The organism is Allofustis seminis DSM 15817 (assembly GCF_000374325.1).
GTDB lineage: Bacteria > Bacillota > Bacilli > Lactobacillales > Carnobacteriaceae_A > Allofustis > Allofustis seminis.
In genome coordinates this window covers 142,738-156,245 of sequence record NZ_KB894079.1, presented here as the reverse complement: position 1 = coordinate 156,245, position 13,508 = coordinate 142,738, and the positions used below count along the sequence as shown (strand labels likewise).

Sequence of the window (13,508 nt, the reverse complement as noted above, 5' to 3'; positions counted from 1 at the left end):
TTATTTCAATAAATCTTTCAATATTTCATGTTTCTGATTGGCAACCTGCCCTATTACAACATGATGCAATGCTTGGTGTAATTTTTGACCTATCCATGGGCCAGGCTTTTTATCAAAATATTGTAATAAATCATTTCCAGTAATGGCAAGTTGCTGCGGATGAGTGATAGGTAATTGCTGATAAGCTTCCCTTACATCGTTTAAATGTGAAGGTTCCCCAATAATGGCTCGTATTTTTTCGATACTTTCAAGAGCTTGTAATCCAACACTAAATAAATACCAAGAATCTTCTTCAGGAGTTGCTGGACGACTTGCTATTCCTTTTAATATAGTATCCACCTCATCAATTAAACGGTTCGATAATTTCCAATTACGTAAAAAAGATTTTGCACAAAAGGTATCATCATTATATTGCAAAAAATAAGATAATAATGCCCATGCCTCTGTATCAGAATGTACCATTTTATCTGTCTTTGCAAGCTGTAATAATTCATATTTTTTATTTGCAATTTCTGGGCAATATTGATATAAATCTGTTTGAATCATTGTTTGGATACCTAGACTGCGCCATTTACCGCATAATAACTTTTCAAATTCAATACGAACTCTCTCAACAGCAATCTTTTCAAGAAGTGGGGCAAATTTTTTGATCGCTTGGAATGTTTCGTTCGCTAATTCAAAACCAAGTTGCGCTTGAAATCTGACCGCACGCATCATTCGCAAAGCATCTTCATTAAAACGTTCGCGCGCAAGCCCTACTGTTTCAATTCTTTTATTTTCAATCGCATCTTTTCCATTGAAATAATCAATTAATACACCATTAGCTGACATTGCCATTGCGTTCATTGTAAAATCACGACGCTTCAAATCTTCTTTTAATGAACGGACAAAAGTTACTGTATCTGGACGGCGGTAATCTGCATATGTCGATTCTGTTCGAAAGGTCGTCACTTCATATGGTTGCCCTTTCCATAATACCATTATAGTGCCATGTTCTATTCCAATATCAATTGTATGCTTAAAAATCGACTTTACTTCTTCAGGTGTAGCACTCGTGGCAATATCTACATCATTAACAGGTAAATCTAAAAGCGTATCGCGAATACTTCCTCCAACAAAGTATGCCTCATGTCCTGCTTTTTGAATTTCATCGATAACGGGCAGCGCTTCAAGGAATATCTTGGATAATTTTATTTTTCTTTCATGTTCTTTCATTCGCTTTCTTCTTTCTTTACTCGTTCAAAGCGATTTTTATCGCGAACTTTGAATTTGTCCATCGTACTTAAAAAAGCAGACTCTAAATCAATATCCAATGCATTGGCCATACAAATCACAGTAAAGAGAACATCTGCCAATTCTTCGTCAATCGTTTTATAGTCTTCGGTAGATTTTTTAGGCTTCGATCCATAAAAATGATTGATTTCTCGCGACAATTCGCCAACTTCTTCAGTAATTCGTGCTAAAAGTGCCAGTGGCTCAAAATAGCCGACTTTAAATTGTTGAATGTACTCGTCCACTTGTCGTTGCATTTCCTTAATCTCCAAGTGTATCCCCCCTATCATTCATTTGCGACTTGAGCTTGGATAATTTTTCATCATATTTTTTTATTTTATTTGTATAATTCAAAAATTGCTCATAATCGCCACAATCTATTGCCTGATTAATTTTTTGATTCAGGACATCAATCTGCCCTTTTATATCATTCATAACAAGCTCATTAAGAAGTGGCACTACCGCCTCTTCTGGCAATTCTTCATTCCACGGAGCATATGGATTATCTTCTAAGACCGCTAAATAAAGGGGTGATTCATTTGCAAAGGGAAAAATAAATTCGACATATAAAGGGTTACTCCAGTCTTTTTTCACTTCATTCAATGCAATTTCAATTGAATGAAAGACTTCGCTATTTTTTATAAATGTCAAAGTGCGTTCATCATCTGAATCTGCATAAAATATCATACCCCGCGGCGTTTGGGCTGCATTTTCTACTATATGCACTTGTTGTAATAATGTTGGATGATTATATAAATAATTCAAAATTTGTACGACATCAGGGTGTGATAATTTATGATGACGGACAAACCAATATAAAAAATTTCGTTTCATTTCAATATTATTTGACATTTGCAACCCTCATTCAAATCGTTGAAGAAATTGCTCTTCAAATTCATAGTCATCAGGATTTAAACGCATATAACGTTTTCCAATATGTTGACTCTTATCACTATCACCACTATAAATTAAAAAATCATAATAATCTTTAAGGAATTGTTCATCTGTCTGCAGCAAGCCAGCAGCTTGAGCATATGTATCAGCTGCAAGAGACAATTCTTCTAAATGATTATAAGCTTGGGCCAAGTGCCACATAATCTCGGGTGATTTTTTGATACTTTCTGGAGCCGTTTGAATCAACGTTATGATTCGCTCATCATCACCGCGATCCATAAGAATATCAATAAGTCGCAAATAATTTAAGTCATTTTCCCCATCAAGTTGAATAGCAGATTCGAAGTCTGCCACCGCGGATTCAAAGTCATTATTATGAAGATAAAGTTCCGCACGTAATAAATATAGCTCACTATTTAATTCATCGCGCATAATCCCCAAATTGACAGCCTCTAGTGCTTTTTCATGTTCTGATTTTTCTATATATAATTTAACAAGTAATGGATAGACTGCCCAATAATTAGGGTCAAGTGCCAGCACCTCTTTAAAGGCTAATTCTGCCTTGTCAAAATCTCTTTTTTGAAAATATAAAAAACCTAACTGAAAATGGGTATCAATATGTGGATGAGTTTCAACTGCTTCTTGATAAGAATGAACCGCTTCATCCAACTCACCTTGAATGCCTTGAATTGCTGCAAGTCTGGACTTCAATGAAATGCCTGCAATTTCAGTCAATTCATTTTTAATCAGCTCTTGGTAATAGTGCTCTGCTTTGTGCCATTCTTGCATAAAATAATATAACTCTGCTAATGCAAATTGAATAATTGGCTCTTGAGGAAGTATCTCTTCTGCTTCTTTCAACTTCTGTTCGCTGACCTCTGGAAAACCATTACTTTGATAATAATCCGCCATCACCAATAATGCTTTAGGATATGTTGCATTATTTTTATTTATTTTCTGGAGCCACTGTAAGCCTTCCACATCTTCGCCATTATCAAATGAAATCTCAGATAATATTATTTTCATCTCATCATCATCTAATTTTGAGTCTAAATATTTTGCGATCATATAAGATTCCTCGTTGAATCCGACTTGATATACTATATCGAGTAGTTGATATAATTCTTCAACGGAATCTCCAAGCAATGCGCCATGCACTAAATGATGTATCTCATCAACTTGTCCTTTTTCAATGGCATGTATAATCTCTTCTGTATAGGACATTCTGACCCACCCATTCTTTGTATTCTTGTTAATAAGTGTACCACATGGCGCAATAGATTTCATGGCGACTATCTCATGAATAATGTCACAACCATTGTTCCAATTGCTAGAAAAGGGCCGAAAGGAATTTGACTTTTCCATTCTAATTTTTTTCGAATCAACAAACCGCCTATCATTATCAATGCCACTGCAGACGAAATAAATAAGATCCAGATAAGTTCTTGAAATGTAAAACCAATCGCTAGCACACACAACATTTTAATATCTCCTGCTCCTATCTTATGTTCCATCAAACGATAAACACATATTGCCACCAAAAATAAAATACTTGCTCGAATCACACCTAAAAATAATGACTGTTGATAGAATAACTGCTGAAACATTAGCCAAAATCCTAAAATAAAGAGCCACTCATTAGGAAGGAGAAAATGCTTACAGTCGATGGCTGTTAAAATGATTAAAATACTAAAAAAGGCCGTCAACAAAAGAAATTCTGCCCATGATGATGAAAATTTAAAACATAGCATCCAACTCATCGCAGTCATTAATTCAATTAAAGGATAGCTCCAGTGAATGAGCTGATGACATGTACGACAGCGTCCTTTTTGAAAAAGATAAGAAAAGATAGGTATTAATTCTATAAATGATAATGTTTGATGACAAAAAGGACAATATGAACGCGATTGCCTCCAAAAGTCATCCCAAAGATATCTATATCCCACAACATTAAAGAATGATCCAAAAATCAGTCCCAATAATCCGACATAATAAATCATTAATCTTCCTACTTTCTAATAAATTAAAAGACACTCTAAAAGAGTGTCTTTTAATTTATATTGTTATTTTTGAATTGGATTAATGAGTTGTTGAATGAATTGTTTATCCTCTTCTGTTAGTGGATAATTTTTTAACATATCTTTTCTTCGATCATATGTACGTTTTAATGATTCTTGATGTCGCCATTTTTCAATCAGTTGATGATTGCCATTTCTTAATACCTCTGGAACTTCCATTCCGCGATACATAGCAGGACGAGTATAATGAGGATATTCCAATAAACCTGAGGCATGAGAATCTTCCTTGGCACTATCAACATTCCCTAAAACACCTGGAAGTAGCCGAACTGTAGCATCAATCATTACCATAGCTGCTAATTCACCACCCGTTAATACATAATCGCCCAATGAAACTTCATCCGTAACTAGTGTACGAATTCTCTCATCGTAGCCTTCATAATGTCCACATATAAAAACCAGATGATCACTTTTTGAAAAATCTTCCGCCAATTCATGATTAAAAGGTTTCCCCGCAGGATCCATCAATATGATGCGTTTTTCCGCAGTTGGATCCGCAGCATTTATCTCGTCCATTGCTTCAAATATCGGCTCCGGCTTCAAAAGCATGCCAGCACCTCCACCATAAGGGGTATCATCTACTATTTTATGTTTTCCAATGCCATATTGGCGAAAATCTAAGGTTGAAATCTCTACAATATTTTCGTCCATTGCACGTTTAATAATTGATGCATTAAAAGGACTTGTGAACATTTCTGGAAATAAAGTTAAAATATCAATCTTCATCCGCATCCAAACCTTCCATTAAATGAACCACGATAGTTTTTTGTTCAAAGTCTATCGCTTTTATTACCTCTTTAATTGCTGGTAATAATAAGTCTTTTTTCCCGCTACGCTGAACCACCCAAACATCATTGGCAGGATAAACAAGCACCTCATGCAAAGTTCCTAGCACTTCATGGGTTTCTGTAATAACTGTCATTCCAATAATTTCATGAATATAAAATTCATCTTCTACTGTTTCTGGCAGCTGCTGGGCATCAATAAATAATTCTGCATGAACTAAAGCCTCTGCTTCATTAATAGATGGAAATTCAACAAATTTTACTAAATCAAACAATTTATGAACGCGATGGCTTGCAACAGTTACATGAATTTGCTGCCCATCTTTCAGCGTTGCAATTAAATCTTGCCCTTTTTGATAACGATTTTCAGCATGATTTGTAAGTGATTGGATACGGACTTCTCCCTTTATTCCATGTGTATTGACAATTTTTCCTAATTTTAATAAGTGCATGCGATGAGTGCCTCCTTATCATTTCTTATAAAAAAACCTCCTACTGAAAAGTAAGAGGCATTATTCATTAATCAAGAATTGTTAGACGAACGCGTTTGTCACCATCATAGTCAATGCTATAAATAATGGCACGAATCGCTTTTGCAATGCGTCCGCGTTTACCAATCACTCGTCCCACATCTTCTTCGTGAACAGATAATAAATATTCATGGAAATCTTCAGTTTCTTGTAATTCTAAATTGATTGCTTCTGGATGGCTCACCAAAGGCTCAACAATTGCTCGAATTAACTTACGCATTTCCTGATCAGTCATAACTATCATCCTTCATCTAAAAAGTTATTTGCCTAATTTTTCATTATGGAATTTTTCCATAATACCTTGTGCTGAGAATAATGAGCGAACGGTATCAGATGGTTTAGCACCGTCTTTTAACCATTTCATTGCAAGATCTTCATCAATCGTCACTTCTTTTGGTTGTGAGATTGGGTTGTAATGTCCAATTTTTTCGATAATACGTCCTGTTGCGGCACGACGAGAATCTGCAACCACAATACGATAGAATGGACGTTTTTTGGATCCTACACGTTGTAATCTAATTTTTACTGCCATATTTAATAAACTCTCCTTATAATTTAAATTGAAATGAAAAGCATTTTTCACTCGCGGAGTATAATATAACATAAAGTTAAATCCTTGTAAAGCTTTTTTGCTTTACAAGATTATTTTTTTCGACGAATACGTTTTTTCTTGCGATTGCGATGTGGTTTATTCAAGTTAGCTCCACCATAATTACCCAGCATATTGCTAAGATTACCTAATCCTCCGCCACCTAATAATTTATTTAGGCCGGTCGGCATCTTGCCATTAGTCATTGCAGACATCATCTCGCGCGATTGTTTGAATTGTTTGATTAATGTATGAACTTCTGCAACGGGACGACCAGCTCCATTAGCGATACGACGTCGACGATTTTGCGTAAGAATATCTGGATCTTCTCTTTCAAGTGGGGTCATGGATTGAATAATCGCTTTCATGCGATCCAATTCATGTTCATCCATTTCAAATTGATCCATGCCTGGCAATGAAGATACGCCGGGAATCATTTTTAATAATTCTTCCATTGGTCCCATATTTCTCATTTGGTCCATTTGTTTGATGAAGTCATTAAAATCATAACGATTTTCTTTCATTTTTTGTGCTAATGCTTCTGCTTCTTGTTCATCCACTTCTTGTTGGGCGCGCTCAATCAATGTCAGAATATCACCCATGCCCAAAATGCGGTTCGCCATTCGGTCCGGATGGAATGGTTCCAAAGCATCAAGTTTTTCACCTTGCCCAGTGAATTTAATCGGTTTTCCTGTCACTTTTCGAATGGAAAGTGCCGCTCCACCGCGAGTATCACCATCTAATTTCGTTAAGATAATACTTGTGATGTCTAATGCTTCATTGAAATTTTGCGCCACATTGACGGCATCTTGCCCAGTCATCGCATCAATGACTAAGAAAATTTCATCTGGCGTTACAGCTTGTTTAATATCCGCCAATTCATCCATTAATTCTTCATCAATATGTAAGCGTCCTGCCGTATCGATAATGACCAAGTCGCGATTTTGGTCTTTTGCTTCTTGTAAGCCACGTTTTGCAATTTCAACTGGGCTTACTTGATCCCCCATACTAAAAACAGGAACATCCAATTGCTCTCCGACAGTTTTTAATTGGTCAATCGCAGCAGGCCGATAAACGTCTGCTGCAATGAGCATCGGCTTCATATTTTTATTTTTTCTTAGATAATTAGCAAGCTTACCCGCTGTGGTCGTTTTCCCTGTTCCTTGAAGCCCCGTCATCATATAGACGGTCGGTGGAATATCACTCACCTTAACATCTTCAACTTCTCCACCCATTAAGGCGATCAACTCGTCATTAACGATTTTAACAACATGCTGACCTCCTTCAAGGCTTCCAAGAACTTCTTCACCAATTGCCTTTTCTTTAACATCTTTTACAAACTCGCGAACCACTTTATAGTTAACGTCAGCTTCTAACAAAGCGACTCGAATTTCGCGCATTGTGACATCAACATCTTCGCGTGTTACTTTTCCTTTTTTGCTCAAATTATTAAAAGCAGCTTGCATGCGGCTTGTTAATCCTTCAAAGGCCATTAACTATTACTCCTCTCCGGTTATGCTTTTATTTTGAATGACATTTTCTACTAGTTGCTGTAATTTTAAATCATTAGGATATGTTTTTTTTACGTATTCAGTTAATGTATGAAGTAAACAACGTCTTACTTTAAAATCGGCGACATTATTTAATTTTGCTTCAAAATCTTGCAATGATTGCTCCGCTTTTCGAATACTGTCGGAAACCGCTTGCCGACTAATTTCATTATTTTCGGCAATTTCTTGTAATGTAAAATCTTCTTCATAATAATCTTTCATAAATTCTCTTTGACGCGGCGACAACAAATCGCCATAAAAAGAAAGCAAACGATTCATTTCCAGCATTTTTTCTAGTTGCATATTCATCATCCTTAAGAAATTAAATCTTTAAATAATCCGTAGGCAAATCGCTCAATTTCAAAGCGGCGTAAGTCTTCCATTCCTTCGCCAAGTCCTACAAATTTCACAGGAATTCCCAGCTCTTTTCCAATGGCTAATACGATACCACCTTTTGCAGTACCATCCATTTTTGTTAGTGCAATACCTGTGACAGCTGTAATTTCTCTAAATTGTTTTGCCTGAATTAGTGCATTTTGTCCTGTTGTAGCATCTAAAACAATAATCGTTTCATGAGGAGCATCTGGAATCTCTCGTTGGATGACACGATTTTTTTTTTCAAGTTCCATCATTAAATTCTTTTTATTTTGCAATCTTCCCGCAGTGTCTACAAGTAGGTAATCATATTGTCTTTCTTTTGCAAGTTTCAAAGCATCAAAGACAACACTGGAGGGATCTGCTCCTTGCTTAGAAGCTACAACATCAGCACCTACTCTTTTTCCCCAAACTTGAAGTTGTTCAATAGCGCCTGCACGGAAAGTGTCGCCAGCTGCTAGAAGAACTTTATTGCCTTCTTTAATTAATTGGTGTGCTAATTTTGCAATGGTCGTTGTTTTTCCGACACCATTTACCCCTACAAATAAAAGAACAGTGGGCCCTTTTGGATTGACCTTAAGCTCAACATGGTCTGGACTAGTTGCTTCATACATTTCAACCATCGTTTGGATAAGCACGCGTTCTGCATCTTTTACAGTCTTAATGTTTTCTACTTTGGCTTCGTGGCGCATAATATCGGCGATTTCCATTGTTGCTTCAAATCCGACATCTGACTCAATCAGCAAGTCTTCCAATTCTTCAAAGAAGTCTTCATCTTCGTATCGAAAACTTGCCATGAGTTCTTTAAAGCGACGTGTGAAAGTATTTCTTGATTTTGCCAGACCTTCCTCATATGTTATAGGTCTGTCGAAAGCTTCTTCCTGATCGGTGCGCATACTTTGATAATCATCGCGTAACGAAGGATCTTTCTTTTCAATGACTTCTTTTTCTTCTACTGAATCATAAGAAACCGCCTTTTTTATTCGGTCCCATAATCCCATAAATATTCACCTCATTATATATTCAATCCTACTCAGATAATATCTTTTGTACTGCGTAAGCAAATCCTGCTTCTTCATTTGTTTTAGTTACAAATTGTGCCACTTCTTTGGCTGGAGCAATGGCATTTCCCATTGCCACCCCGAATCCTGCAGCTTCAATCAACGAAATATCATTTTCCTGGTCACCAATTCCCATGATTTGTGATGGCTTTAAATTTAAATGTTCTTGTAAATATTTAATAGCATAACCTTTATTGGCTTTTTTAGACACAATTTCTAAAAAATCAGGTTGTGTTTTAAATATATTATATTTTTCAAAATATTTCTTAGGAATATTTGGAGTCGCTGCATCTAGCTCATTTTTTGGACGTGCGATGACCATTTTATTAATTGCCCAATCTGCAGGCATTTGTTCTAATTGAATCGAACGGAATTTTAATCCACCATCATCTTGGGGATTATAGCGACGATTCAGTTGATAGACGGAAGGAGCATTTTCGGGATAAGGCAACTCATAGATCGCATCTAAATCGACTAAACATAAAGGTAAATTGAGCCCACTTGCCATATTTTCCATTTCTTTGGCATCACTGATGGATAATGTTTCTTGATGCAAGACTTCACCGCTTAAAGCATATTGGATGAGTCCTCCATTATATGTACAGACCAAATCATTCTTATCAGTAAAATTTAATGCATCTAGCAAGTACTGCATGGAACGCAGGGGCCGTCCCGTACAGATAACCACTTGAATTCCAGAAGCTTTAGCCATTTCAATCATCTCAACATTTTCTCTTGGCACACTGCCATCATTAGCAAGCAATGTACCATCTAAGTCAGTAACAATTAAACGAATGTCAAATTTTTTAAACAACATGATCCATCCCTTCCGCTTCTTTCAGACTGACAGATACTAATTTAGAGATGCCCTGTTCTTGCATGGTAACCCCATACAATCGATCGGCTTCTTCCATTGTACCTTTTCGGTGAGTGATAACAATAAATTGTGTCTGATTTTCAAATTCTTGTAAATAACTTCCAAATCGCGAAACATTTGCTTCATCCAAAGAGGATTCCACCTCATCTAAAATGCAAAATGGAATAGGACGAACACGAATAATAGCAAATAGTAGCGAAATGGCAGTCAACGCTCGCTCTCCACCAGAAAGCAAACTTAACCGTGTTAATTGTTTTCCAGGAGGTTGAGCAATTATTTCAATACCTGTTTCGAGTAAATCAGAAGGGTTGGTAAGTTGTAACTCTGCTTTCCCACCACCGAACATTTGTGGAAAGACTACCGCAAATTGTTCTTGTATTTTTTCGAAAGTTTCTTTAAAGCGATATTTTACTTCATGATCCATTTTATCCATTGTGTCAAATAGTTTTTGTTTTGCTTCAATTAAATCCGATTGTTGTTGTGATAAGAATTCAAATCTCTCAAAAACAACTTGATATTCATCAATAGCGGATAAATTAACAGGTCCTAACGCTTTAATTTCATTTTTTAACTGCTTGACAGTGCTCTGGGCTTTATTTATATCAAGGGACTCACTATTAATAAAACGTGCTTCTTCATAGCTAACTTGATATTCTTCCACTAAATATTGTAGTAAATAGTCGAGTTTAACATCACGTTTTGAATAACTCACTTTTAAAGCATTAAGTTGTTCATTATATTTTTCACCAGATTCAGTGAGTACTACCACTTCCTGATTGAGGTGTTCAATTTCACTGCGCAATTGCTTTTGCAAGCTTTGAAGGGCTGTCAGCTTAGTATTGACCTGTGCCATTTGGGCCGTTATTTTTTCTTTTTTATTTAATAATTCTTCTTTTGAATAAATTGCTTTTTCTTGATGTGCTTGTTCAAGTTCATCCATTAAGCTATTTTTTTTGTTATCATTTTCAGATAAATTTTGTTGCAACTGGCGAATTTCTGTCAATAAAATCGCATGTTGTTCATTTATTTCTTGTTTTTGAAGCTGTAGTGCCTGGCCTTCTTGAAATAGCTTGTCCTTTTCTGCCACAAGGTCTTCTTGCTTCAGTTGCAAGCGGTCCATCTGTTCTTTTAACTCTGCAACTTTATTTGTTAAATGTTGTTTCTGATCTATTGCATTTTCATATTGCAATTGTACTTCATTTTGACTTAATTCTGCCTCAGACCATTCAAAGTCTATTCCTTTTAGTGCACGTTCTGATTGTTCTAGTTGAATATTTAATGTTTTTAAGTCGGCTAGTTCTTGTTGTTCCAATTGGCGTGTTTGTGCACCTTTTTCATTAATCTCATCAAGTTGTTCTTTAAGTGCATCAAGTTCTTTTTGAGATTTTTTATATTTTTGCTCAACGATAGGAAGTGTCTGCTGAGCTTCTTTCATTATAATTTCAATTTGACGTTGTTTTTCTTGCTGCATAAAAATTGGTTGTGCTTTATTTCTTCCTGCACTATCGCCACCTGTCATTGATCCGCCTGGATTAATGACATCACCTTCAAGTGTCACAACTTTATAGCGATGATTGATTTCACGTGCCAATGCTGTAGCACTTTTTAAATCTTGTGCAATAATCGTATGACCTAGTAGATGTTCCGCCACTTTTTTAGCATGTGTTTCGATGCTTACAATTTCATTTGCAACAGCTAGAAATCCTGGCATGTCTTTTATTTGATGATAGCTTTTAGCATCTATTTTTCGTGCTTTGATACTTGTTAGTGGCAAAAATGTTGCTCGCCCTTTTCGTGTTTTCTTCAAATATGCGATAGCACGTTGAGCACCTTTTTCATCTTCTGTAACAATAAATTGACTTGTGCTTGCTAATGCCGTATCAAGAGCTGTTAAATATTGTGAAGGAATATCGATTAATTCTGCAACGGTGCCGATAATTCCTTCTATTTGCGCTTGATTTTTCATTACAGCACGTACACCCGCATAATAGCCTGTGTAATTTTCTTGCATTTCTGTTAATGTTCGATATTCCATTTGAGCGCGATGTAATGTTTCTTGGACATCTTGCCATCTTTTTTGTTTTGCTACTACAACTTCTTCTTGTTGTTCAATTTGTGTCATTAATGTTTGATGATCAGATAATAGTTGTACAAGTTGCTTTTTATTTTTATCTAGCGCTTTTTGCAATTGATCATATGTAGTTCGTCTCGCCTTACATTCTTCTTCAAAATGATGACGTTCTTCTTTCAATCGAGTAAATAATGCTTCATTTTTTTCTCGTTCTTTTTTTGCATATTCAATTTGATTTGTGACTTGTGTTAACTCTTGCATCTGAATTAGATAGTCGTCGCGTAACTCTGCCAATATTTTTTCGGGATTTGTTTCCAACTGTTGGCGATTTTTTTCAATACGCTCTATTTCATTAATTTTTACTTGCAACTGTTCTCGAATATTATCTAATTCTGCCTGGTTCTGATCCAGCGCTCTTTTTATATTTTTATTTTGTTCATGAAGTTGTTCAATTGCAATTTGTTTTTCTTTTTTATATATTTCTTGGTGCTTTTTCTTCTCAGATAATAAACTTAAAGCTGCTTCATTTCGCTCTACTTGTTGCGTTAATTCTAAAAGTTCGCGGTTAAGTGCAATTTGCTCAGACTCTATCTCATCTAGTTGCCCCTGATGTTGTGCTAGTGCAGCATTTTGGGTGAACTTTTGCTTATGAATTTGTTGAATTTCTTCCGAAATTTCGCCTGTTACATGCTTAGTTTCTTTTTGCTCATGTGCATACTTTTCAATTTGTGAAACTGTAACAGCAATATCTAAATCAGATAATTTATTTCTTTTTTCTTGATAGAGTTCCGCTTTTTCAGCTTGTTCTTTTAATGGATTTATTTGTTTTTCAATTTCATATAAAATATCCTGAACGCGATCGAGGTTTTCTTGCGTTTTTTCAAGTTTTTTCTCAGCAGTTTCTTTTTGTGTCTTATATTTAAAGACACCTGCCACTTCTTCAAAAATTGCTCGCCGATCTTCTGGTTTTGCATTGAAAATTGCTTCAACTTGTCCTTGTGAAATAACTGAAAATGATTCTTTTCCTAAACCTGAATCCAAAAATAAATCAACAATATCCTTTAAACGACAGTCTTGTTGATTAATTTGATAGAGCGATTCACCTGTTTTAGAAATACGTCGCAAGATGCTTACCTCATCAAAATCTATAGGTAAAAAGCGATCTTCATTATCCAATATCAGCTCAACTGTTGCTATATTCAACGCAGGTCGAAGCTTCGTTCCAGAAAAAATCACGTCATGCATTCGGCCACCACGTAGCGATTTTGCAGACTGCTCTCCCATAACCCAGCGAATGGCTTCAATTAAATTTGATTTTCCGCTTCCATTTGGACCAACAATGGCTGTAAAGCCTTCATTAAAGTCCAGCACTGTTTCATTCGCAAAAGATTTGAATCCTTTTATTTTTAATTGTTTTATCTTCATA

At 35.8% G+C, this 13,508-nt stretch carries 14 protein-coding genes; all 14 read right to left on the bottom strand.

Annotated features, from left to right (window positions below):
* The 14 genes from C231_RS0100750 to smc all read right to left on the bottom strand — a co-directional run bounded on the left by C231_RS0100750 (position 1) and on the right by smc (position 13,507).
* Positions 1-1,215, bottom strand: coding sequence for a CCA tRNA nucleotidyltransferase (locus C231_RS0100750; protein ID WP_018658746.1), 1,215 nt, complete (start codon positions 1,213-1,215; stop codon positions 1-3).
* Positions 1,212-1,562, bottom strand: coding sequence for a nucleotide pyrophosphohydrolase (locus C231_RS0100745; protein WP_040407949.1), 351 nt, complete (start codon positions 1,560-1,562; stop codon positions 1,212-1,214). The genes C231_RS0100750 and C231_RS0100745 overlap by 4 nt, the downstream gene beginning before the upstream one ends.
* On the bottom strand, positions 1,534-2,124 hold the full coding sequence (locus C231_RS0100740) for a YpiB family protein (protein ID WP_018658744.1): 591 nt from the start codon (positions 2,122-2,124) through the stop codon (positions 1,534-1,536). The genes C231_RS0100745 and C231_RS0100740 overlap by 29 nt, the downstream gene beginning before the upstream one ends.
* A gap of 9 nt (positions 2,125-2,133) precedes the next feature.
* Positions 2,134-3,390: a tetratricopeptide repeat protein gene (locus C231_RS0100735; protein ID WP_018658743.1), complete on the bottom strand. Its 1,257-nt coding sequence runs from the start codon at positions 3,388-3,390 to the stop codon at positions 2,134-2,136.
* Positions 3,391-3,458: 68 nt separating this feature from the next.
* The gene (locus C231_RS0100730; RefSeq protein WP_018658742.1) at positions 3,459-4,166 is read right to left on the bottom strand and encodes a prepilin peptidase; all 708 of its coding nucleotides are present in this window, start codon (positions 4,164-4,166) and stop codon (positions 3,459-3,461) included.
* Positions 4,167-4,229: 63 nt separating this feature from the next.
* Positions 4,230-4,970: a tRNA (guanosine(37)-N1)-methyltransferase TrmD gene (trmD, locus tag C231_RS0100725; RefSeq protein ID WP_018658741.1), complete on the bottom strand. Its 741-nt coding sequence runs from the start codon at positions 4,968-4,970 to the stop codon at positions 4,230-4,232.
* Positions 4,960-5,481, bottom strand: a complete 522-nt coding sequence (gene rimM, locus C231_RS0100720) for a ribosome maturation factor RimM (RefSeq protein WP_018658740.1) — start codon at positions 5,479-5,481, stop codon at positions 4,960-4,962. Before rimM ends, trmD begins: the two co-directional genes overlap by 11 nt.
* Positions 5,482-5,548: 67 nt before the next feature.
* Positions 5,549-5,794, bottom strand: a complete 246-nt coding sequence (locus C231_RS0100715; protein WP_018658739.1) for a KH domain-containing protein — start codon at positions 5,792-5,794, stop codon at positions 5,549-5,551.
* Between the two features lie 24 nt (positions 5,795-5,818).
* On the bottom strand, positions 5,819-6,091 hold the full coding sequence (gene rpsP, locus C231_RS0100710; RefSeq protein WP_018658738.1) for a 30S ribosomal protein S16: 273 nt from the start codon (positions 6,089-6,091) through the stop codon (positions 5,819-5,821).
* 110 nt (positions 6,092-6,201) lie between these two features.
* On the bottom strand, positions 6,202-7,641 hold the full coding sequence (ffh, locus tag C231_RS0100705) for a signal recognition particle protein (RefSeq protein WP_018658737.1): 1,440 nt from the start codon (positions 7,639-7,641) through the stop codon (positions 6,202-6,204).
* 6 nt (positions 7,642-7,647) lie between these two features.
* Positions 7,648-8,001: a YlxM family DNA-binding protein gene (gene ylxM / locus C231_RS0100700; protein WP_018658736.1), complete on the bottom strand. Its 354-nt coding sequence runs from the start codon at positions 7,999-8,001 to the stop codon at positions 7,648-7,650.
* An 11-nt stretch (positions 8,002-8,012) separates the two neighbouring features.
* Positions 8,013-9,074, bottom strand: a complete 1,062-nt coding sequence (gene ftsY, locus C231_RS0100695) for a signal recognition particle-docking protein FtsY (RefSeq protein WP_018658735.1) — start codon at positions 9,072-9,074, stop codon at positions 8,013-8,015.
* 28 nt (positions 9,075-9,102) lie between these two features.
* Positions 9,103-9,951: a Cof-type HAD-IIB family hydrolase gene (locus tag C231_RS0100690; protein WP_018658734.1), complete on the bottom strand. Its 849-nt coding sequence runs from the start codon at positions 9,949-9,951 to the stop codon at positions 9,103-9,105.
* Positions 9,941-13,507 carry a chromosome segregation protein SMC gene (gene smc, locus C231_RS0100685; protein ID WP_018658733.1) on the bottom strand — a complete coding sequence of 1,189 codons (3,567 nt, stop codon included), beginning with the start codon at positions 13,505-13,507 and terminating at the stop codon, positions 9,941-9,943. The genes C231_RS0100690 and smc overlap by 11 nt, the downstream gene beginning before the upstream one ends.
* Position 13,508 lies beyond the last annotated feature (1 nt).

Excerpts from the sequence above, each read along its gene's own strand:
- ylxM (WP_018658736.1), bottom strand. The coding sequence starts at position 8,001 with ATGCAACTAGAAAAAATGCTGGAAATGAATCGTTTGCTTTCTTTTTAT.
- C231_RS0100690 (WP_018658734.1), bottom strand. The coding sequence starts at position 9,951 with ATGTTGTTTAAAAAATTTGACATTCGTTTAATTGTTACTGACTTAGAT.
- rpsP (WP_018658738.1), bottom strand. The coding sequence starts at position 6,091 with ATGGCAGTAAAAATTAGATTACAACGTGTAGGATCCAAAAAACGTCCA.
- ffh (WP_018658737.1), bottom strand. The coding sequence starts at position 7,641 with ATGGCCTTTGAAGGATTAACAAGCCGCATGCAAGCTGCTTTTAATAAT.
- C231_RS0100745 (WP_040407949.1), bottom strand. The coding sequence starts at position 1,562 with ATGATAGGGGGGATACACTTGGAGATTAAGGAAATGCAACGACAAGTG.
- C231_RS0100715 (WP_018658739.1), bottom strand. The coding sequence starts at position 5,794 with ATGACTGATCAGGAAATGCGTAAGTTAATTCGAGCAATTGTTGAGCCT.
- C231_RS0100730 (WP_018658742.1), bottom strand. The coding sequence starts at position 4,166 with ATGATTTATTATGTCGGATTATTGGGACTGATTTTTGGATCATTCTTT.
- C231_RS0100735 (WP_018658743.1), bottom strand. The coding sequence starts at position 3,390 with ATGTCCTATACAGAAGAGATTATACATGCCATTGAAAAAGGACAAGTT.
- trmD (WP_018658741.1), bottom strand. The coding sequence starts at position 4,970 with ATGAAGATTGATATTTTAACTTTATTTCCAGAAATGTTCACAAGTCCT.
- smc (WP_018658733.1), bottom strand. The coding sequence starts at position 13,507 with ATGAAGATAAAACAATTAAAAATAAAAGGATTCAAATCTTTTGCGAAT.
- rimM (WP_018658740.1), bottom strand. The coding sequence starts at position 5,481 with ATGCACTTATTAAAATTAGGAAAAATTGTCAATACACATGGAATAAAG.
- ftsY (WP_018658735.1), bottom strand. The coding sequence starts at position 9,074 with ATGGGATTATGGGACCGAATAAAAAAGGCGGTTTCTTATGATTCAGTA.
- C231_RS0100750 (WP_018658746.1), bottom strand. The coding sequence starts at position 1,215 with ATGAAAGAACATGAAAGAAAAATAAAATTATCCAAGATATTCCTTGAA.
- C231_RS0100740 (WP_018658744.1), bottom strand. The coding sequence starts at position 2,124 with ATGTCAAATAATATTGAAATGAAACGAAATTTTTTATATTGGTTTGTC.